We start from the raw sequence: 20,826 nt of genomic DNA, 5'->3' as shown, positions 1-20,826 counted from the left end.
ATTAGGGAGGAAGGTTGTTTTTTTGAAATAAAAGGGAATTTTCTTATTTATTTTTATATAAAATTTAAATTTTATATTTTTATTAAAATTTTTTTATGAGATTCCTATTATTACTTTTTTCGTCTTTATTTTCTTTTGGTGCCATGGGGCAGACAGGTTCTTTGCCCATTGGTCATTACCTGTTACCTCATCAGGTGATTTACGGTTATTTGGATCGTGATTATGTGGAGGATAGTTACCCTTTTCTTGGTTTCAATTATTTTTTGCATGCCCTTCCTGCGGAGGTGTATACGCATGGCCCTATTTTGAAAAGGGAGGTCATGGTAGACATGCGAAAGAAAAAGGTGAGGAATAATTCATCTGCCATTTATGATGAGCCTGTCCATTTTCCATTAGTAAATCTCCGGGCGGTTAAGGTGGGGAATGATTCTCTGATTTACAGCAGCTATCTCCCTCATCCCTATGAAAAAAATGGAGCAAAAGGGGCTTTACTTCTGCATGTAACGGATACGGAGAAATTTTCTATTTTCAGAACGCCGGGAAAAGAAGGCAAATCGCATTACCATTATTATTTTGGTTTGAAAGGAGATCTCGGTGTTTTTCCTTTATATGTGAAGAACAGCAGGGATAAAGAGAGCAGATGGTTGGACGTATTCGGTGATTGCGTTTCCGTGCGCCAAAAAATTAAAAGTAGTCAATATGCCTATTTGGCGGACATCCCTAAAATGATCAGTGAATATGAAGCCTATGCCTGGCCGAATAAAATGGAATACTATGACCAATATTGGAGAAGTCTTCGAAGTCCGGAGGGTGCCGTATTTTATGGAGCGTACAAAATTATAGATGAACGAATGAGTTTGGTGATTAGAACCATTCAGGAAGATGTTTTGGTCGAGATTCAACAAATGGATATTCCCTATGATATGGAGGGCCTTGAGCGTTTAGCGCATAATGAACGGTATAAAAAAAGAAGCTTTTATTATCCGGATGGGATTACTTTAAGACGGGAAGTTTTGTTCAATGAGAAAGGGCAAAAGCGTAAGGAGAAAACTTTTTATCCTGATGGTAGCCTTCATTATCATATGGTTTATGGGAGCAAGGGAGGCTTTTCTTTTAAAGAGGTTAGGTTAGCAGATGGACAATCGCTAGCCATTGCCGAGCAAAAAGCAGGATTGGTGGAGCATTTTCAAGATTCCATTAGGGGCATTGAAATTTCCAGAAAATATAGTCAGGGGGAATTAGTGGGATCCTACTTTCCGTATCAGGATGGACAATGGATTAATCAATTAGTGGATAAGAGGCGTTATGATAAATTTGTAAAGGGTTTAATGAAAAAACTAACAGAATATAAAATTCCATCTCAGCTATCGAATCAGGACACTAACGGACTAGGAGTATCCATTTTCCTTTTTGATGAGATGGGTGGTGCAGTTTCAACAGAAGCCCCTTTGATCTCCAGTCCGTTTCAATCTTTTTTAGTATCCAAATTAGAGGAGTTATCCAGTCCATCGCTAAATGTCACTGCACAAACCTATCCTTATTATACTGAACACCTTTTTTTATTCCATTATCACTCATTTTATGGAGAGTCCCTCATTGATTTGGAATTGAATCAACGCAGGCAATCCATTGGGAGATTTCCGCAAAATCACTCCTTACAGCAGCAACAATTGAATAATATGTGGATAAATCAAATGAAGCCACACTTTAGTCCGGTTTCATTTTAGGTGAACATCAATTGATAAGAGGGTGTTTGAAAGCCAAAATTCGAAGCCGGATGGTGTGCTTTGGATTGATTCCGCCCCATAAATAGTCGGACTTAAATTTTTTTTTACAATATTTGAAATCCGATGAAAAGAGTAACACGAACCAAGGAAGAGAAGCTAGCTATTCTAAAAGAATGCGAGGAAAGAGGAGTAGAAGAAACTCTAAGTAAGTATGGAGTTTATCCAGCCACCTATAAAAATTGGGTGAAAAAATATGAAACCATGGGAGAGGCAGGTTTCACTCGCGGGATGACTATACCTCAATTAAAGGAGATAAAGCGTCTTGAGAAAGAGAATGCCCTATTAAAGGAAATCATCGCTGAAAAGGAGCTTGAATCCAAAATGAAGGATGAGCTGCTAAAAAAGAAATATCCTCAGACGAAAGGGCGGAAATAGCACGAAAATACACTGGTCTGGGGCTAAAACGAGATAAAGCTATTTTGATTGCCCAAATAACAAAACACAAATACTATTACCAGCCTATTAAAGATCGTAAACATATAGGCAGAAAAGCCACTACTACAACTCAAAAGGGGCATTCGGTAGTACCCAATGAGGATGTAATAGGGCAAATTAAGCGCTTAAAAGAAGATCCAATCACTAATTATGGCTATCGTATGATGACCAGTCAATTGAAGCTTGAAGGATATAATATTAATCATAAAAAGGTTTTCCGTTTGATGAAGGACGCAGATTTACTTCAGGAAAAAAGGAAGGTTAGTGATAAAAATTACGTCAAATATCGCTGTGTATGCCCAGAACGCCCATTGCAGGTTTTAGAAATGGATATTAAAATGGTTTGGGTAACAGAGCATAGGCGTCATGCTTATATATTAAGCATTATTGATACATTTACAAGAGTAATATTAGATTGGTCGGTTGGCTATCAAATGGATCAAAAAATGGTCATTAAAGCCTGGGAAAGGGTAATAGATAATTATTTGCAACCAAATGACTTATTGAAACAGGATCTTCATGTTGAATTAAGGAATGATAATGGATCTCAATTTAGCGCTAAAAGCGTTCAAGAATTTTTAAGGGAAAATAGTATTCATCAAACCTTTACACATCCTTATACGCCCCAGGAGAATGGCCATATTGAAAGCTTTCATAGCATTCTTAAGAAGGGCTTGGGACAAGCGCCATTTTGGAACTTAGAGGAATTAAGAGAAAGGTTAGAAGTGTTTTATGAAAAATATAACAATGTTAGATTACATGGGTCAATAGCTCATCTTAGTCCCAATTTGTTTTGGAAGGCGTGGGAATATGATTTGATTGAACGCACAGTAATAAACGAGCGAAAGGTGAAATTTAGACTTACAGTACCCCATAGTCAACTTTCGGGGATTATGAGTCAGAGAGAAGTTCTTTGCTCAAATATACCGACCCTAAATGGGGAGGGATATTTGAATGAGGATGTGAATGGGCCCAACACTCCAAATTCATTACAACCTTCGGTAAATTAATCGCCGTCGATCGTTCTTTGCTAACACAAACTTATAATGGAAAAATAGACCTCACAAGAGGCAAAATCAAAAAAGTCCGAAAATATGGGGGCTAAACCAGGATACGCTTTAAGATTAGAAATTTTATTTATTGGTCTATGGATTTTTTTGGTATACCCCCGATTCAACCCCTGTTATTTTATGGGGGCAAAATATCTGGATATGTTTTGATTGGTTTTTATCTTAAAAAATTGCTCAACATGCCCTCCTTTTCGATATGGTGGAAGGATATTTCTTTTTGGTTATTGATAGGAGGTATTTTAATCATATTGACTTCTCTTAAATTTTTGGGAAATTCATTAAGCTTCGGTCTCCCCAGGGAACAGACAAAGCTGAAAACCAGCGGGCTTTACCGATTTAGCCGTAATCCGATTTACCTGGGACTTTATTTAATATTATTTGCCTCGGCTTTGTCATTGCACCTTTGGTGGGCATGGGTGATCGCCATTTTTAATATTATAATCTATCACCGAATCATTCTGGCAGAGGAATTATTTCTGGCGGAAAAATTTGGCGAAGCGTACCATAATTATTGCAAGTCCGTCCGTCGTTATTTGTGAGGAAGCAATTAATTTTGATTCCTTATTTGTAACGAAATTGAAATTTCAATTTGACTTTTAACAAATAGATAAATTTATTGCTTTAACTTTGAGAAAATTGCTCATCAAAATTCCCATTCAATGAAAGTTATCCGCTTTGTGCTCAAGAATAATTTCATGGTATTGTTTTTCATGCTTTGCTTCATGTTATTATCTCAGGCCGCGGTATTGCCGAACGGGCAAATCATGCGATTCTTTTTTCCGCTAAGCTTGATTTTGGTGTCTATGGGCGCTATCATATCCATTAGTCCGGACCGTAGAAGAAAAATGTATGCCTATATTCTGGGTGGAGGAGGAATCATTTTTCAGGTGATCGGTTATTTTGTAGAGAATATTTGGTATCAGGATATCTATCTGCTTTATACCATTGGCTTTTATACTTTTATTCAATGGCGGGTATTGAAATTTTTGTTAAGCACGCCAGAGGTCAATCAAAACACGTTCTATGCGGCCTTTTCCGGATATATGCTTATCGGGATTAACTGCGCGCTCATCATGATTGCGATTATGATTACTATCCCGGATGCTTTCAATAATATGGATCCCAGTGATTGGAAAGATTCTTTTTATTATTCCTTTATGACCCTGACCACAGTGGGTTATGGAGATATTACCCCTCAGCATCCACTGGCAAGGGTGTTGAGTATGTTTTTGGGAATGGCCGGTCAGTTTTATCTGGCGGTGGTGATGGCTTTGTTGATTAGTAAATATTCTAATTCTAAAGGTACTCCGTGATTTTTTACATTTGTGGCAATACCTGTATTTTCAAGGTATTGAGGCGGTATACAATGAAATTATAAAAAGTTGAAATACTGAATCTAAGCGCTAGGAGAAAAAATTGTATATCGAAATAGTAAACCACTAAAATGCATAAAAGAAAATCGAAAGTATAATCTCCAAATAATTTGATTTTCTTTCAATCATTACATGCTCAGAACAAGTGCATAATTTTTTCTTTTATTAACCAAAACAACCTATAAAAATCGTGAAAAATTTTATTCTTTTAGCATTGTTGCTATGCAATAGTGTATCTCTTTATGCCCAAAAAAATCTGCAAATGGGCCCCATGATAAAAATCGATAAGGAAAAATATTGGGCTGATTTAGAGCATATTTCCACTACAGCCAAAGGTAGCTATTTTGTCTTAGTCCCTATTGAAAAACTTGTTCACACCACTGGTATTGTCATTGGGTCTAAACATGCGGAACTTTTGGGTAGATTTAATCCTCAAACGATGGTTATTGAGCAGGTTGCTCCCATTCCGGATTTACCAGATATGAACAGTAAATTGGAGTTTGTTGTACAGCAAGGGGAGTCCATCATTACTTATCTTTCTGTAAAAGATAAGCGAAAGGATAAAATTAGACTATTCGCACAAAAGATCAATAGTAAAAATTTAGCCCCTAATGGGCGAGCGAAGGAAGTATTAGCTGTCGATTTTCCTGAAGATAAGTTTAAACACATCAATTTTACGCATGAATTTTCGCCTGATAAATCACAGCTGCTCGTAAGTTATTCTTTAACAGATAAGAAAAATTACTTAGTGAGTTTTGGGTATTTGGTGTTAGATGACCAACAAACTGCAACAAACCGTTGGGCGAAGTCTTTTCAGATGGAGGATGGTATTTATAGCATGGATCAATTCCGGATTGCCAATGATGGTACGGTTTATTTACTGACGACTTATTATCCGAATAAGAAAATGGTAAAGAAATCTACAGATTTGGAGAAAAACGGACTGCTGTCCAATAGTCGGTCCTTTGTGATTGAGCCTAATTTTGAACATCGATTGATTAGTTTTGGACAGGGAGATCAGCTCACGATAACGCCTATTAGTTATCAGGATAAATTTTTAATTACAACAGATATCATTACCACCGCTCAAGGGTTAATGGCGATGTCTTTTTTTGGAGCGCATGAAAGTACGGTACCTGAAGGAATGGTTGTGCTTAGCATGAATAAAAAAGGGGAAGTTTTACAACAGGATGCTCAGGTTTTACCGGGAAGTTTCAGCAAGCCTAGTAACGAAAAAAATAAGACAAAAGGATTTCTCTCTACCGGAAAAAGGTTTAGGGATTATCGGTTTACCCTAAATGAAGTCTTATACAAATCAGATGGTGGTTATGTGTTTTCCGGAGAACGTACGATGACGCATGTGATTTCACATAAAGATGGAAGTGGGAATGTCACCCTTGAACAAATTGATCATACGGATGACATTGCTTTACTCGATATTTCGGCTCAGGGAAAGATCAATGCATTTCATCGTATAGAGAAGGCACAGGAGGCTTCAGGAGTTGCCGGATTAATGGCTTCCTATAAATTAATGGAGCAAAATGGGCAGTTATTTTGTTTTTTTACCGAATTGAATAAGAAGACGGTAAAGTGGGGGAAATGGACCAAAACAGAGGCGATAATGGTCCGGATAGATCAAAATGGGCAAATGAATCGTTCCGTACTTTTCGATGCTGATCAGGCAGATGTCACAATAAAAGCGAATGATACCTTCCTTACCGATAGAGGCGATTTTGTTTTTCTGGGGGCCAAAAACATCAAGAATTGGAGGTTTATACGGTATAATCCTGATAGCAAATTGAGGGCTGAAATTGAAGATGAAGAGTAAGCATTTCTATGGAGAACAATGCTTATAAAAAAAGGCTGCCTCTGATAGGGCAGCCTTTTGCGACTAAACTAATCTATTTGCTGTTGAAGATTATTCAATTTCAAGATCAAATACCATTCGGGCTTGTGGTCCTTCAATGGCTTCCAGTCTTTGAAGTTCCTCGGCATAATTGGCAAAGGGTCCGAAGCGGTATTCCACCATTTTGGATTGCACCTCATCATTCAGGTTTTCAAATAGCATTTGAAACTTATCCTTTACCTCCGGACGGTAAGAGATTTTATATTCTTCCAGTCCCGCTTTATCTGCAGCAATTTCAATTGCTGTTTCCATGCCACCCATGACATCTACCAGCCCCAGTTCCTGCGCTTTCGCTCCAGTCCATACGCGTCCACCGGCAATTTTCAATAAATCTTCCTTTGACATCTGACGGCCCTCAGCCGCTTTGGAAGTAAAGATTTCATAGCCTTCATTTACACCACTTTGAATAATTTGACGCTCATAGGCGGACATTGGACGAGTAGGGTTGCCTAAATCGGAAAACAATCCGGTTTTAACAATGTCATGACTGATCCCTATTTTATCATTAAGGAATTCCTCAAAATTCATTAATACGGCAAAAATGCCAATAGAGCCGGTGATGGTGTTTGGCTGGGCCACGATGGTGTCTGCTGCCATGGAGATATAATATCCACCGGAAGCGGCATAATCCCCCATAGAGGCAATCACGGGTTTCTTTTCACGGGTCAGCAATACTTCCCGCCAGATCATGTCCGACGCTAAAGCACTACCTCCAGGGCTATTTACCCTCAACACTACAGCCTTCACCTTATCATCTTTTCTGGCTTTGGCCAATTCTTCCATCAGGGTCTTTGATCCGATGATCTTTCCTTCCTTGCTTTTGCCCGTTTGGATTGCCCCATCAGCATAAATAACGGCAATTTTATCCCGGCTGGTATTTACTTTGTTTTTGACACTGCTATTGTAACGGCTCAACCCAACAAATGGAATTCTGTCATCTTCTTCTAATTCCATGAAGGCTCTTAATTTAGCATTGACCTCATCCTCGTACAATAAGCCATCCACCAATTGGTATCGCATTGCATCCTGAGTGGATCGAACCAAAAGGCTGTCGGAAATATTATGAAGCGCAGTCGGGGCAATCTTTCGGCCCTTGCTTATGCCTTCTAGCATAATGTCATTTACACCTCCAAGTAATTCCTGGTACTGCAGGCGGTTTTCCTCACTCATATTCGTTCTGAAATAAGGCTCTACCGCACTTTTAAAATCTCCGACTCTAAAGATTTCGGCCTTGATGCCGAGCTTGTCTAAAGTACCTTTAAAGAAAGAAATATTGGCGCTTAATCCTTTCAGTTCCATTCCCCCGACCGGGTTCATATATAAGCTATCTGCAGCGGAAGCAACATAATAAGACAATTGGCTATAATAAGGAGAGTAGGCAAATACCGGTTTATCACTCTCATTCTTAAACTCAACCAATGCTTTATGTATTTCCAGGGCGGTGCTGGGGCCGGCGGAAATCATCGGCGCCTCAAGATATACAGCTTTAATTTTGTCATCCTCGGCCGCATGCTGGAGTGCTTTTTTTATTTCATTTAAGCCAATTGGTCGCTCTTCCCCCTGTAGCTGAGCGATGATGTCCATAGGATCCTCATTCAATCGTTCCACTATAGGAGTAGATAACTTCAGTCTCAGAATGCTTTCTTTTGTGATTGGTTCAGATCCATCAGCCGAGCCACTCACCATGGCGATCATCAGGAAAAAGAACATTGGCAGCCCAAAGAAAAGGGTCAATGCGACCAAGGCAGCCAAAACGTTTCTTAAGAATTTCATAGGATTGTTAAATAGGTTCTATTTCTATTTATCTATACCATGTAAATTTAAATAATTGACTACTTTTGGACTTGTGAATTTATACTGTTGAACATAATTTGAGGATGAAAGGAGTATATCTGTTATTAGGGAGCAATCTTCAGGACCGCGAGAAGCTACTTCGAGAGGCCGCGGAAACTATTGATTTGCGCTTAGGGAAAGTTTTACGAAAAAGTAATATTTACGAAACCGAAGCCTGGGGCGTGCGAGAGCAGCCCTTATTCCTGAATCAGGTATTGGAGATAGAGACTGCTTTGGCGCCGATGGATTTACTTTTGGGCATTCAGCAAATTGAAAAACAGTTGGGAAGGGTAAGGCATGAAAGGTGGGGCGAACGCACTATTGATATTGATATCTTGTTTTATGGCAACGAGCAGATTAATGCTCAAAGATTAACCGTGCCACATCCGGAAATTCAAAACAGGAAATTCACCCTTTTGCCCATGGCAGAAATTGCCGGAAGCTTTCAACATCCGGTATTTCAAAAGGATATGAAGGCGCTATTATCCGATTGTAAAGATGATTTAAAGGTGTGGGTCTATTCTGCAGATTAATAAGGAGTTGTAAGCATTTGATAAAGCAAAGATGATGATGAATTTTGACAGCTGGGCCAATGAGATTTTACAGCGCGAGCAGATGGTCGGTTTGGTGGTTTTCGATGAGGCTTGTTCCATTGTGCATGTTAATGCTAAGGCGGAGGAATTATTTGGAAAGGAATCCCAGGAACTAATTGGGCAACACATAAATGTCCTCTATGATGAGGAATACCATAGTGATCACCTTTATAGTATCCGGCGGGTGAGCAGACTGGCTTCAGAAACGAATCCTTCTGACGAATTTCGGATGAAAGGCCGAAAAGCAAATGGTTATGTATTTCCGGCGGATGTTTGGCTTTCCCGCAAAATGGAAGGGGATGCTTTATTTTTTGCTGAACTGATCCTGGATAAATCACAGGAAGCCATACTGGAGAAAGGTTTTACAGAAAATACCAATAAGCTAAACGCCATTATCAATAGCGCCGCAGATGGGATCATTACCCTGGATGCTCAGGGAAATATTGAAACCGTAAATCCGACTGCAGCCGGGCTGTTTGGTTACAAACAACGGGAACTGTACGGGAAAAATTTCCAGGAATTGGTACACCCGAATGACAGCCAAAGCGAAGGGGAAAATGAAATATTACTGTCTTATGAGCCCGGCGTGTCTATTCCTTCTTCCAGAGAAATTTTGTGTAAAACGCAGTCTGGGGATGAGGTGCCGGTCAAGCTTTCGGTGGGTGTGGTGCATTTGCCAGATCGCAAAATGTTTACCTGTATTCTTCACGATCTTACAGAAATGAAAGCGGTGGAAGCCAAGCTGAAAAGCTATGCCCAAGACCTGGAGCGCTCCAATCGCGATCTGGAAGAATTTGCTTATGTCTCTTCCCATGACTTACAGGAACCTCTTCGTAAAATCCGCGCTTTTGGAGATCGGCTAAAAGTAAAAGAAGAAGCTAACCTGAGTGAAACCGGCGTAGATTATCTGGACAGGATGAATAATGCGGCCAAAAGAATGCAGAAGCTGATTAATGATCTGCTGAGATTTAGCCGGGTGGGTTCTCGCAAAGGGACTTTCAAGGAGGTGGATTTGAATCAGATCGTGCAGGAAGTGCTGATGGATTTGGAGTACGCGATTGAAAAGGAAAATGCGACCATTGAATTAGGAGAAATGCCGGTCATATATTCTGATCCTATTTTGATTCAGCAGCTATTTCAAAATTTAATCTCCAATGCGCTTAAATTCAGAAAGCCGGATGTGGATCCGCTTATTCAAATAAAGGCCGAAGCAGTGGCTTCCGGGAAGAAAGGGAAACTGAAAAATGTGCACCTTTCGGTAAAGGATAATGGTATTGGTTTTAACCAAAAATATGTAGACAAGATATTTACGATTTTCCAAAGACTGGAAGGTCAGAAATACGATGGTTCCGGCGTTGGTCTGGCGATTTGTAAAAAAATTGCTGAACTCCATGGTGGTGGGATTTCCGCAAAAGGTGAGCTAGGTCATGGTGCGGAATTTAATGTCACTATTCCTGTAAAGATGAAAGAAGTCTGATTGGAGTAGTTTTGTCCATTTTTTAGGGCTTTGAAGGTGATTTTGGCTTGATTCGCGACTAAAAGTTGATAATTGTCATGTTTTAATTAGAATTTTTGACAAAAATCATATTTTGATTTGTTTATATCTCTATAAAGAAATATAATGGCTCGCGTTAAGGAAGAAAGAAGTAGGTTAATTGTATTATTCTAATTTATTCTTCAATGTTAAACCCATCGAAAAGATATGATCGATTCCAACCGTCCCGTAATTCTAATTGCTGATGATGATATCGAAGATCGTTTGTTGGCGCAAGAGGCACTAGAAGCAAGCCACTATAAAGGCAAAACGCTTTTTGTAGAAGATGGGGAAGAATTGTTGGATTATTTGCACGGCGCTGGTAAATATGCGGATAGAAGCGCATATCCACTGCCAAGTCTCATTCTTTTGGATCTTAATATGCCTAAAAAGGATGGTCGTGAAGCGCTACAGGAGATCAAAGCGCATTCCTGTTTTCAAAGAATTCCTATCGTAGTATTGACCACTTCCAGCGCCGATGAGGATATGGTGAAATCCTACGATTTAGGCGTTAACTCTTTCCTTAACAAACCTGTACAATTTGACGAATTTGTCGCCCTGATGAATTCCCTTTGTACCTATTGGTTCTCTTTCAATAAAACCCCTTTGGCTAGTAGATTTTGATGGTGATTTTATAAATTGCCCAACAAAACAAGCTTTAACCCGCATTTATGGATGATCAGGTGAGGATTCTCTTCATTGATGATGATGAGGAGGATTATATTATCACAAAAGATTTGATTTCCGAAATCCCCAATCGGAATTATAGTATTGAATGGATATCTAATTATCAGGATGGTTTGCAGGCCATACGTCATCATGATCATGACGTCTATTTGGTGGATTATAGGCTAGGGGCCTATACCGGCATAGAATTAATCCGGGAGGCCGTTCAGCTTGGCATTACCGCTCCTTTGATTTTACTTACCGGGCAACTGGACCAGCAGGTCGATGACCAGGCGGTAGAAGTGGGCGCTGCGGATTATGTCTATAAGGGTGGTTTGAATTCCTACATACTGGATCGTTCTATCCGATATAGTTTGCGTCATGCGCAGAATCTGGTGCATATTCAGCATCTGAATGAAGAGCTGGAGCAACGCGTAGAGGATCGTACGCGGGAACTGGCCGTTGCGGTAAAAAAGTTGAAGCGGTCCAATGATTCACTGGAAAAGCAAATTGAAGTTCGGCGTTCGACCGAAAAAGCCTTACGTCAATCCCAAAGACTTTATAAAGCCATCGCCCGAAATTTCCCTAAAGGGATTATTTCGGTGGTAGATCGAAATTTTGATTTTGTCTTCATAGATGGACAGGAACTGGATATTCTTGGTCTGGCCTCCAAAAGAATGATCGGTATGCCGGCTACTGACTTTTTGGCGACCGAAGAAAAGGGTATCTGGATGGAGAATTTTAATTCTGTTTTTCAGGGCAATACGGTAGCTTTTGAGGTGAGTATTGGTACCAGTGCTTATAAAGTGAATGGCGTACCCTTGTTTAATTCTTTGGGCTATGTCAAGCAGATTCTTTTGGTGCTGCAAAATATTACAGAGGCCAAAAAGGCGGAAGAAGAGATTCGGAGATCCTTGGCTAAAGAAATAGAGCTCAATGAGTTAAAGACGCGTTTCGTAACTACTGCTTCACATGAATTCCGGACGCCTTTAAGTACTATTTTGTCTTCGGCCTCTTTAATTGGGCGGTATACGGAAAGCGAACAGCAGGACCGAAGAGACAAGCACGTCGGGCGGATAAAATCTTCTGTAAATAATTTGACCGGAATTTTGAATGATTTCCTTTCCATTTCTAAACTGGAAGAGGGCAAAATTAAAAATACACCCGAGACTATAGTGGTTAAAGAGAAAGCCCAACAGGTGGTCGATGAAATTCAGGTACTTTTGCGCAATGGGCAGCAGATTAATTTTGATTTCCAGGGTGCGGAAGAAGATGTGATCAAGATCGATCCGCAAATCTTTAAAAATATCCTGATCAACCTGTTGTCCAATGCGATTAAGTATTCGCAGGAAGGAAAGGAAATTGTGCTGGGCATTGAAATGCGCGCTGAACAAATGAAAGTGCGCGTGAAAGATAATGGTATGGGCATTTCGGACTCAGAGCAAGTACACATCTTCGAGCGTTTCTTCCGGGCCAATAATGCCCAAAATATTCAGGGTACAGGTCTGGGTCTGAATATTGTCAAAAAATATGTAGATATGCTTGGTGGTGAAATCTCCTTTGAGAGTGCACTGGGCGAAGGAACCACCTTCCATATTAATATTCCGCATCAAATTGAGGCCTAATGCTTCCTTTTTGAAAAAAAATGCTGAACTTACAATCAAATTTATAACCTTCATTTCTCTGATCTTAGGGTCAGGGGGAGCGCTAAGAAAAATCCGATGAAAAAAATACTTTTAATTGAGGATAACCATGAGATGCGGGAAAATACCGCGGAAATCCTTGAGTTGGCCAATTATGAGGTGATTACTGCTGAAAACGGAAAGGTAGGAGTTGAAAAAGCTCAAAAGGAATTGCCTGACCTTATTGTGTGTGATGTAATGATGCCTGAATTGGATGGTTATGGTGTACTTTATCTATTGGGTAAAAATCCGGCATCAGCGAGTATTCCATTCATTTTTCTAACTGCCAAGGCAGAGCGTTCGGATTTTCGCAAAGGAATGGAAATGGGGGCAGATGATTATCTGACCAAGCCTTTCGATGATATGGAATTATTGAATGCGGTCGAGAGTCGTTTGAAAAAAAGTGATTTATTCAAAAAAGATTTTGCTCAGGATCTGGGTGGTTTGGATGATTTCTTTAATACGGCAGAGAATAATGACCTGGCTTCTCTTTCTAAAGATCGCAAGGTGAAAACCTACAAGCGCAAGGAAATTATTTATCATGAAGAGGCGATTCCAAATGGATTGTTCTTCATTAGTAAAGGAAAAGTAAAAACCTATAAGACCAACGAAGACGCCAAAGAGTATATCACCGGGCTTTTTAAAGCGGGAGATTTTATTGGGTATATGGCATTGTTGGAAATAACGAATTATACGGAGTCTGCGATGGCTTTGGAAGATTCTGAAATTTGCTTTATCCCGAAAGAAGATTTCTTTTCTTTACTCACCAGTAAAAGAGAAGTGGCGCATAAATTCATTAAGATTTTATCCAATAATCTTAAGGAGTCTGAAGAGCGTTTGTTGAATTTGGCTTATAATTCTGTTCGCCAGCGCGTGGCCGAAGCATTGATCATGCTGGAGGGGCGTTATAATGAAAAGGATAAACCCGGTGATTTTACCATGTCCATCACCCGGGAAGACCTGGCGAATATCGTGGGGACTTCAACAGAATCGGTTATCCGGACCTTGGCCGATTTCAAAGATGAAGGGCTGATTGAGATCCGGGGAAGAAATATTAAAGTAATTGAATTAGGAAGATTGCAGTCCATTAAAAATGGGTTTTATTGATAAATAACTGTTATTCTTATAGTAAAGACACCCTTGAATTCCTGGTAGAATTTGAGGGTGTTTTTTTATGTAAGTATTTTCCATAATTATCATAAAATATCTTTGATTTTTGAAGAATATAGGCAATTTTGAACGTTAATTAGGAAAAACAGGTGTATACGGCGAATAGTGCTCAGGCTATTGGCCTTTTGTGTTATGATGCAATCCAAACTACTTTTCTCTGCTATTATTTTAGCATTGTTTATGTTCTTTCAGGCCTGCAAGGCTCCCATGGTAGAGCGGGAGAATGTCGTGTCGATTAGTTTGGAAGACTATGTGGCGGGGAGTAATTTACCCTATGAAAAACAGCCAAACGGTTCTTATAAATATGAAGAGACAACAGGTGACCCTGACTTAGGAACGATTTCATCAGGAATGGTGGTAGAAGCCCGTATGGTGGTGTATAATTTAGAGGATCAGGAAATCGATAATGCGGTACAGCGTTTTCGAAGTTTATCGGAAGCTTTATTGCCACGATCCTTGGATACTGCCATGGTTGGTCTAAATCAAGGGCAGTCTGTTCGTTTTTTAGTACCGTCTTCTTTGGCCTGGAAATCTTATGCTTTTGATTTATTACCTTCTGATACTCATCTCCGGATAGATGTAGAAGTGCTTACGGTTTTTAGTGAAGCGGCTTGGGAAGCCAGGGAATTTGCCGAGGCAGAGCAATTAGCCAATGAAGTCATCGCTTCTGATAATTCCGGACAAAATTTAGAGGTAGAAGATTTAGGTCGGGGAGTCTATTATGTGAAAGATCCACTTGGTGTTTCTGCTCCATCGGTCTATGGGAGGCTTCGTGGGGATATGGATTTTAAAAATTTAGACCAATCCCAATATACCGCTTTTACGGACAGCACCCTTTATTACTATGGTGCCGGTGATGAGCGAAACAATTATATTGAAGGCTTTATTCATGCCTTTCCAAAAATGCAATACAACAAAACAGGCTACCTGACTATGGCCAGTTCCATGGCTTATGATGCGAGTGTCACGGTTGTTCCCTCTTTTTTAAGAGCACAATGCGCGGAGGATGGCATTATCGCACCTGCTTTTGTGAATGTCTTACCATTTGCCACCGCTCTTTTTACCATTGAAGAGTATGTGAAGGCAAATCCACCTGCAAATAATTAGAACATGAAGAGATCCGTCTTGAAATATTTTGGAGCCTTCGTGATAGGTTATTTGTGGGCACTTCCTGCTTTTGCTCAGTTCAATTTATCCGATGTTTATGCCACCCGACCTGCCATAAAATACAGTCCGGTGCGCAGAGTGCTGAATATGTTTTCCTTCGATGCCGGAGTGGGAACGGGACAATCCTTTTACAATCAGGATTTGTCAGGATTTGATCTGTATTACCGGGGAGATGATTTGTTAATTGGCATTCCTCAGGAAAACGGCTCCATGGATACGGTGGCTTATCGAAACTGGTTAACAAGGCCAGAGGCTGTAAGCATTACCGGAGGTGGTGGTAATGGAGGGGATTTTCCAGATATCCCTAATCCAATTCCTCCGGGCGGAGGTGTTGATGATGGGATATTGGATTCGGCCAATACGGTTTCTCATTATTCCAATCAGGATTTTCCGGAATTAGGGTATCGTGGTAGGGCGAGAGTCATACCGATCCATATGTCCATTTTCTTTAATTATAAAAAGTTTAGAGTGGGTTTTGGCTTTGAGGCAGAACATCATAAGTTCGATTATTTAAACCCCTATAATTCCTATAATGGCCTCATTGGAAGTTATGTGGATGATTTCTCTACCTGGAATTTCAAATATAATCTATTGGTAGGCTATGAGTTTTTCCAGTTTATGGGCTGGAGTTATGTTGCTGAATTAGGTATTGGCAAATATAGCTTGGGGAGTGCATATGACAAGAATGTTCAAAAGCCGACGGTAGATATTCAATTGGCGCTGCCAATGTATTTTCATGTGTCGGAATACTTTCGGGTTTTTATTCGTCCGTCCTATGAAATCAGAGGCTATTCCACTACTATTCCCGGGGCAACATCTGCCATTAAGACCAACCAAAATAGTCTTAGGGTTACTTTTGGCTTGAGTTTTACCATACCTGAGATTCGTCGTTGTCCGATCCGAAATTGTGAAACCCAGCAAAAGCATCAGCATGGAGACCGGGAATTTCGCGGTCAGCCGATTTTCTATCCTCAGAATCCTCAAATTGGCCAAATTCCCCAAACCTATCAGAAATTGCGTTGGAAACGTAAAAACCTGAAAAAAGGCAAGGGTGGTAAAGCGGCTCCAAAGCCAGCTGGTAATTCCGCCGGAGGAGATAACTCCAAAGGTACCAGCGAGTAGTAATGTTTGTGGGGAAAATAGTCTCCTTTTTTGTTTATCATTATTAAAAAATCCTGAAATTCTACAGATTTTCTACAGAATTCAACCCTAAGTTTGGCGGGTAAATAATGTTGAAACCTACAATCAGTACAAAGGTATTTCAGGTCGTTATTTAACATAATCTATCGTCTAATTTTTACTTCATAAGCTTAGAAGGGCGCTAAAACGCTTTAAATTGAATTTGCTTGATCAAATAGGGCATTAGTTGCTCATTTTTTAGCTAAAAAACGTTAAAAGGCCCCCTGAGTATAGTGCAATACAGCTGAAATCTGTTATTTTTGTCAAAGCTTAAATGAATTAGAAATATTTTTAAGAATATGCCCGGATGTACTTTTTAGGGCAAACCTTTTAAAAACAATATGGCAAAAGGAGAGAATGAAAATATCATTCCGATTAACATAGAAGATGAAATGAGAGGTGCCTACATCGATTATTCGATGTCGGTAATTGTATCTCGTGCGCTTCCTGATGTTAGGGATGGTTTGAAGCCTGTACACCGCCGCGTGCTGTACGGGATGTTGGACTTAGGAGTCACATATAATAAATCTTACAAAAAATCTGCTCGTATTGTCGGGGAAGTGTTGGGTAAGTACCACCCACACGGAGATTCCTCTGTTTATGATACGATGGTGCGTATGGCCCAGGACTGGTCCTTACGTTATCCTTTGGTGGATGGGCAAGGTAACTTCGGTTCTATTGACGGTGACTCTCCTGCAGCAATGCGTTATACGGAGGCTCGCCTTAAAAGAATTTCCGATGAGTTATTGTCTGATATCAATAAAAGTACGGTAGACTTTCAGCCCAACTTCGATGACTCTTTGAAAGAGCCGGAAGTATTGCCAGCAAGATTACCCAACTTATTGATAAATGGTGCTTCCGGTATTGCCGTAGGTATGGCCACCAATATGCCACCGCATAACCTGACGGAGGTGGTGAATGGTACCATTGCCTATATTGACAATAACGAAATCACCATTCCGGAATTGATGACTCACATTACCGCCCCGGATTTCCCGACAGGTGGTGTGATTTATGGTTTCCAGGGGGTTAAGTCTGCCTTTGAAACGGGCAGGGGCCGAGTGGTGATGAGAGCCAAGGCAACGATCGAAACCACTAAAACCGGTAGAGAACAAATCATTGTAACCGAAATCCCTTATATGGTGAATAAGGCGGCAATGATTGAGAAAACTGCTGGTTTGGTCAACGAAAAGAAAATTGAAGGGATTTCTGATATTCGCGATGAGTCTGACCGTAAAGGTTTGCGCATTGTTTATGAATTGAAGAAAGATGCGGTAGGGAATATCGTATTGAATAATCTTTTCAAATATACTGCTTTACAGTCTTCTTTTGGGGTAAATAACGTAGCGCTGGTAAAAGGACGTCCACGTACTTTGAACCTGAAAGAAATCATTAAATACTATGTGGAGCACCGTCATGAAGTAGTGGTACGTCGTACCCAATACGAATTGGCGGAAGCGGAAAAACGAGCCCATATTTTGGAAGGTTATCTGATTGCTTTGGATAATCTGGATGAGGTCATTGCGTTGATTCGAGCTTCCCGTGATCCGGAATTGGCGAAAAACTCTTTGATCGAGAAATTTGCCCTATCGGAGATTCAGGCGAAAGCCATTTTGGATATGCGTCTGCAGCGTTTGACGGGCATGGAGCGCGAGAAAATCCAAAACGAATATGCGGAATTGAAGAAGTTGATTGATCATTTGAATGCTATTTTGAATAGTGAGGAAATGAGAATGGACATCATCAAGGAAGAATTAGAAGAGGTAAGAGAGAAGTTCGGTGATGATCGCCGTACCGAGATTGTTCACTCTGCTGATGACTTTGATGTAGAAGACTTCATTCCAAATGAGGAAATGGTGATTACCGTTTCTCATGAGGGCTATATTAAACGTACCTTATTGTCTGAGTACAGAACACAGGGACGTGGCGGTGTAGGTTCACGTGGTGCTTCTTCTAAGGAAGATGATTTCACTGAATTGATGTTCGTAGCTTCCGCTCACAACTTCCTGTTGATTTTCACGGAGATGGGACGCGTATTCTGGAAACGTGTATACGAAGTTCCGGAAGGATCCAAGACTGCTAAAGGTCGTGCGATTCAGAACCTGATCAATATTGAGCAGGGGGATAAGATCCGCTCCATTGTGAATGTGAAAGATCTTCGTGATGAGGATTATGTGAATAACAACTACCTGATGATGGTGACTACCAAAGGGGTAGTGAAGAAAACCATTTTGAGTGCTTACTCGCGTCCACGTCAGGGAGGTATTAATGCAATTTCTATTAATGAAGGCGATCGCCTTTTGGATGTTGCCTTGACTTCCGGTAATGACTTCATCATGTTGGGTACCAAAGCCGGACAGGCGATCCGATTCAATGAAGAGGATGTTCGTGCCATGGGCCGTACCGCAACGGGTGTTCGCGGGGTAACTTTAGCGGATGATCAGGATGAGGTAATCGGAATGGTGGCCGTTAATTCTGAAGAGGAAGCCAATATTTTGGTGGTTTCAGAAAACGGTTTTGGTAAGCGTTCGCTCATGAGTGATTACCGAATTACCAAGCGTGGTGGAAAAGGCGTTCGTGCGATGAACATCACGGAAAAAACCGGAAAGCTTGTCGCCTTGAATGAGGTAGTGGATACGGATGATTTGATGATCATCACCAAATCCGGTATTACTATCCGTATGTCAGTGGATGGCTTGAGAGTGATGGGTCGTGCTACACAGGGCGTGAAATTGATCCGTCTTCAGGAAGGAGATGAAATTGCCTCCATTGAGCGCGTACAGCAGTTGGAAGAAGTGGTAGATTTGGAAAATGTAGAAGGGGAACTTCCTGCGGAATCTGCAGAAGGTAATGAATCGAATGAAGCGGTAGACAATACCGACGAAAATTCGGAAACAGAAGAAAATTAAAAACTGATTATTATATCATTTATCAAAATCACGTTATGAAACGACTATTTGTAACCGCATTGATGGTAGCTACTGCAGCTACAATGTCATTTGCGCAAGTAACAAAAGGTTCTTCGTCTAAAGCAGAAGGCTATTTGACTAAGGGTGAGCTTGACCAGGCTAAGACTGAAATTGATAACGCTATCAATTACATGAATGAGTTGGCGAAAGAAAAAGCAAAAAAAGCCCCTAAAGGAAAAGATTACTTTATCAAAGGTAAAATTTACGCAGCGGTAGCTACTGCAGATTCTACAAATTTGGATGAGGCGGCTTTGAAAGAAGCGATTGCTGCTTTCCATAAAGTTGAAAGCTTAGAGAAAGAAACTTCTCCTAACTATATCATGGCTGGACAGCAAATTGAAGGCCTTTGGGGAGATTTGTTCAACAAAGGTGCTGGTGCTTATGGCGAGGCGGATTACGAAAATGCGGTGAAGTATTTCAACCAGGCTAAAATCGTAAAATCAGATACGACTAACTATTTGTATACTGCAATTGCGGCATCTCAGGCAGAAATGCAGCAAGAATCTTTGGATAACTTCAAAGGTTATGTAGAAGCAAAAGAAGCATTGAATGATACGGCTGATATGATTTATTATCAGCAAGTTATTTTGCTTGAGAAAACTTTCAAGGAAGATAATCAGGCGGCTTTAGCAGCGGTAAATGATGCTCGTAAATACTACCCAATGGATAAAAACCTTATCCAGGAAATGGTAGGTCTTTACTTGAAATTGGATCAGCCAGAGGAGGCTATTGCAAAAATTCAGAAGGAAATCGATGCTAACCCAAACAGTGAAATCCTTTATTACGATTTGGGCTATGTTTATGATCAATTAGCGGCAGGTGCTAAAAAAGCAGAAGATGCTGAGAAAATGGCTGAATACTCTGCTAGTGCATTGAAAGCTTACGAAAGTGCAGTAGAAATCAAGCCTGATTATTATGATGCGGTATTTAATATCGCCGTAAATTACTACAACACTGCTGCGGCAACTTGGAATGAGGCAAATGATATGTCTATGGAAGAGTACCGTAAGCGCGGTGAAGAAGTAGAAAACAAGGCAAAACAACAATTCCGTGAGTCTATTCCATATTTCGAAAAGGCACGTGAGTTGAAGCCGGAAGATCGCATGTTGTTGGAAACTTTGGCAGGTACTTACTTGAAAATTGGTGAGAAAGATAAAGCTGCGGAGATTCAAACACAACTAGAGTCTCTACCTGAATAAGGAATAACAAGTATGAAAATAAGGAAAAGCCGCTTTTAGCGGCTTTTTTTTTGTCCAAATAGCCGACTTAACCTGACTTATATCACTCATAATTCAGTATTCAGACTTAAATCGGCTATTTTCAATCTGATAAGGTGTTGTTTATTGATATGTTGATCATCAAAATTGGGGTAAGCTTGCGTTCTCCACATTCATCTGCCTGCTTGGGAAAAAGTCGAAATAGGAAAAATTTCTTCATTTTTCTCGTCTTATGGGAACACGAG

At 40.3% G+C, this 20,826-nt stretch carries 16 protein-coding genes; 15 read left to right on the top strand and 1 reads right to left on the bottom strand.

Features of this window, described 5'->3' with window-relative positions; all coding sequences use genetic code 11:
* Positions 1-95 precede the first annotated feature (95 nt).
* From AAA970_RS07890 to AAA970_RS07870, 6 genes are all read left to right on the top strand, one after another.
* Entirely contained in the window at positions 96-1,727 is a 1,632-nt protein-coding gene (locus tag AAA970_RS07890; RefSeq protein ID WP_338236654.1) for a hypothetical protein, read from the top strand.
* A 123-nt stretch (positions 1,728-1,850) separates the two neighbouring features.
* The gene (locus AAA970_RS07885; protein WP_053404356.1) at positions 1,851-2,162 is read left to right on the top strand and encodes a transposase; all 312 of its coding nucleotides are present in this window, start codon (positions 1,851-1,853) and stop codon (positions 2,160-2,162) included.
* Positions 2,135-3,232, top strand: coding sequence for an IS3 family transposase (locus AAA970_RS07880; protein WP_338237710.1), 1,098 nt, complete (start codon positions 2,135-2,137; stop codon positions 3,230-3,232). Before AAA970_RS07885 ends, AAA970_RS07880 begins: the two co-directional genes overlap by 28 nt.
* 137 nt (positions 3,233-3,369) lie before the next feature.
* Positions 3,370-3,831: a methyltransferase family protein gene (locus AAA970_RS27800; protein ID WP_420916714.1), complete on the top strand. Its 462-nt coding sequence runs from the start codon at positions 3,370-3,372 to the stop codon at positions 3,829-3,831.
* 120 nt (positions 3,832-3,951) lie between these two features.
* A complete protein-coding gene (locus AAA970_RS07875; protein ID WP_338236653.1) occupies positions 3,952-4,605 on the top strand; it encodes a potassium channel family protein in 654 nt (217 codons plus the stop codon).
* Positions 4,606-4,855: 250 nt separating this feature from the next.
* Positions 4,856-6,493: a hypothetical protein gene (locus AAA970_RS07870; protein ID WP_338236652.1), complete on the top strand. Its 1,638-nt coding sequence runs from the start codon at positions 4,856-4,858 to the stop codon at positions 6,491-6,493.
* 90 nt (positions 6,494-6,583) lie between these two features.
* Here the strand turns inward: AAA970_RS07870 and sppA are convergent, their stop codons facing one another.
* Positions 6,584-8,344, bottom strand: a complete 1,761-nt coding sequence (gene sppA, locus AAA970_RS07865) for a signal peptide peptidase SppA (RefSeq protein ID WP_338236651.1) — start codon at positions 8,342-8,344, stop codon at positions 6,584-6,586.
* 104 nt (positions 8,345-8,448) lie between these two features.
* Here sppA and folK point away from each other — a divergent pair, with 104 nt between their 5' ends.
* The 9 genes from folK (at position 8,449) to AAA970_RS07820 (ending at position 20,563) form a co-directional block, all read left to right on the top strand.
* Entirely contained in the window at positions 8,449-8,937 is a 489-nt protein-coding gene (gene folK / locus AAA970_RS07860; protein ID WP_338236650.1) for a 2-amino-4-hydroxy-6-hydroxymethyldihydropteridine diphosphokinase, read from the top strand.
* Positions 8,938-8,968: 31 nt separating this feature from the next.
* Positions 8,969-10,474, top strand: a complete 1,506-nt coding sequence (locus AAA970_RS07855) for a sensor histidine kinase (protein ID WP_338236649.1) — start codon at positions 8,969-8,971, stop codon at positions 10,472-10,474.
* 225 nt (positions 10,475-10,699) lie between these two features.
* Complete coding sequence (locus AAA970_RS07850) at positions 10,700-11,155, top strand: response regulator (protein ID WP_338236648.1); 456 nt, start codon at positions 10,700-10,702, stop codon at positions 11,153-11,155.
* Positions 11,156-11,202: 47 nt separating this feature from the next.
* Positions 11,203-12,822: an ATP-binding protein gene (locus AAA970_RS07845; RefSeq protein WP_060686338.1), complete on the top strand. Its 1,620-nt coding sequence runs from the start codon at positions 11,203-11,205 to the stop codon at positions 12,820-12,822.
* Positions 12,823-12,918: 96 nt separating this feature from the next.
* Complete coding sequence (locus tag AAA970_RS07840; RefSeq protein WP_053404908.1) at positions 12,919-13,986, top strand: response regulator; 1,068 nt, start codon at positions 12,919-12,921, stop codon at positions 13,984-13,986.
* A gap of 195 nt (positions 13,987-14,181) precedes the next feature.
* Complete coding sequence (locus AAA970_RS07835; protein ID WP_338236647.1) at positions 14,182-15,156, top strand: FKBP-type peptidyl-prolyl cis-trans isomerase; 975 nt, start codon at positions 14,182-14,184, stop codon at positions 15,154-15,156.
* A gap of 3 nt (positions 15,157-15,159) precedes the next feature.
* Positions 15,160-16,338, top strand: a complete 1,179-nt coding sequence (locus tag AAA970_RS07830) for a hypothetical protein (protein WP_338236646.1) — start codon at positions 15,160-15,162, stop codon at positions 16,336-16,338.
* A 398-nt stretch (positions 16,339-16,736) separates the two neighbouring features.
* Positions 16,737-19,304, top strand: a complete 2,568-nt coding sequence (gene gyrA / locus AAA970_RS07825; RefSeq protein ID WP_338236645.1) for a DNA gyrase subunit A — start codon at positions 16,737-16,739, stop codon at positions 19,302-19,304.
* A 35-nt stretch (positions 19,305-19,339) separates the two neighbouring features.
* Complete coding sequence (locus AAA970_RS07820; RefSeq protein WP_338236644.1) at positions 19,340-20,563, top strand: tetratricopeptide repeat protein; 1,224 nt, start codon at positions 19,340-19,342, stop codon at positions 20,561-20,563.
* Positions 20,564-20,826: the final 263 nt, after the last annotated feature.

Source organism: Persicobacter diffluens (assembly GCF_036244895.1).
GTDB lineage: Bacteria > Bacteroidota > Bacteroidia > Cytophagales > Cyclobacteriaceae > Persicobacter > Persicobacter diffluens.
Note: the sequence above shows the minus strand (reverse complement) of the source record. Positions and strands in the feature narration are given on the sequence as shown.

What these genes read in the sequence shown, in the direction of transcription:
- folK (WP_338236650.1), top strand. Translation starts at nt 8,449, where the DNA reads ATGAAAGGAGTATATCTGTTATTAGGGAGCAATCTTCAGGACCGCGAG.
- AAA970_RS07830 (WP_338236646.1), top strand. Translation starts at nt 15,160, where the DNA reads ATGAAGAGATCCGTCTTGAAATATTTTGGAGCCTTCGTGATAGGTTAT.
- AAA970_RS07885 (WP_053404356.1), top strand. Translation starts at nt 1,851, where the DNA reads ATGAAAAGAGTAACACGAACCAAGGAAGAGAAGCTAGCTATTCTAAAA.
- AAA970_RS07820 (WP_338236644.1), top strand. Translation starts at nt 19,340, where the DNA reads ATGAAACGACTATTTGTAACCGCATTGATGGTAGCTACTGCAGCTACA.
- gyrA (WP_338236645.1), top strand. Translation starts at nt 16,737, where the DNA reads ATGGCAAAAGGAGAGAATGAAAATATCATTCCGATTAACATAGAAGAT.
- AAA970_RS07840 (WP_053404908.1), top strand. Translation starts at nt 12,919, where the DNA reads ATGAAAAAAATACTTTTAATTGAGGATAACCATGAGATGCGGGAAAAT.
- AAA970_RS07850 (WP_338236648.1), top strand. Translation starts at nt 10,700, where the DNA reads ATGATCGATTCCAACCGTCCCGTAATTCTAATTGCTGATGATGATATC.
- AAA970_RS07835 (WP_338236647.1), top strand. Translation starts at nt 14,182, where the DNA reads ATGATGCAATCCAAACTACTTTTCTCTGCTATTATTTTAGCATTGTTT.
- AAA970_RS07875 (WP_338236653.1), top strand. Translation starts at nt 3,952, where the DNA reads ATGAAAGTTATCCGCTTTGTGCTCAAGAATAATTTCATGGTATTGTTT.
- sppA (WP_338236651.1), bottom strand. Translation starts at nt 8,344, where the DNA reads ATGAAATTCTTAAGAAACGTTTTGGCTGCCTTGGTCGCATTGACCCTT.
- AAA970_RS07845 (WP_060686338.1), top strand. Translation starts at nt 11,203, where the DNA reads ATGGATGATCAGGTGAGGATTCTCTTCATTGATGATGATGAGGAGGAT.
- AAA970_RS07855 (WP_338236649.1), top strand. Translation starts at nt 8,969, where the DNA reads ATGATGATGAATTTTGACAGCTGGGCCAATGAGATTTTACAGCGCGAG.
- AAA970_RS27800 (WP_420916714.1), top strand. Translation starts at nt 3,370, where the DNA reads ATGGATTTTTTTGGTATACCCCCGATTCAACCCCTGTTATTTTATGGG.
- AAA970_RS07890 (WP_338236654.1), top strand. Translation starts at nt 96, where the DNA reads ATGAGATTCCTATTATTACTTTTTTCGTCTTTATTTTCTTTTGGTGCC.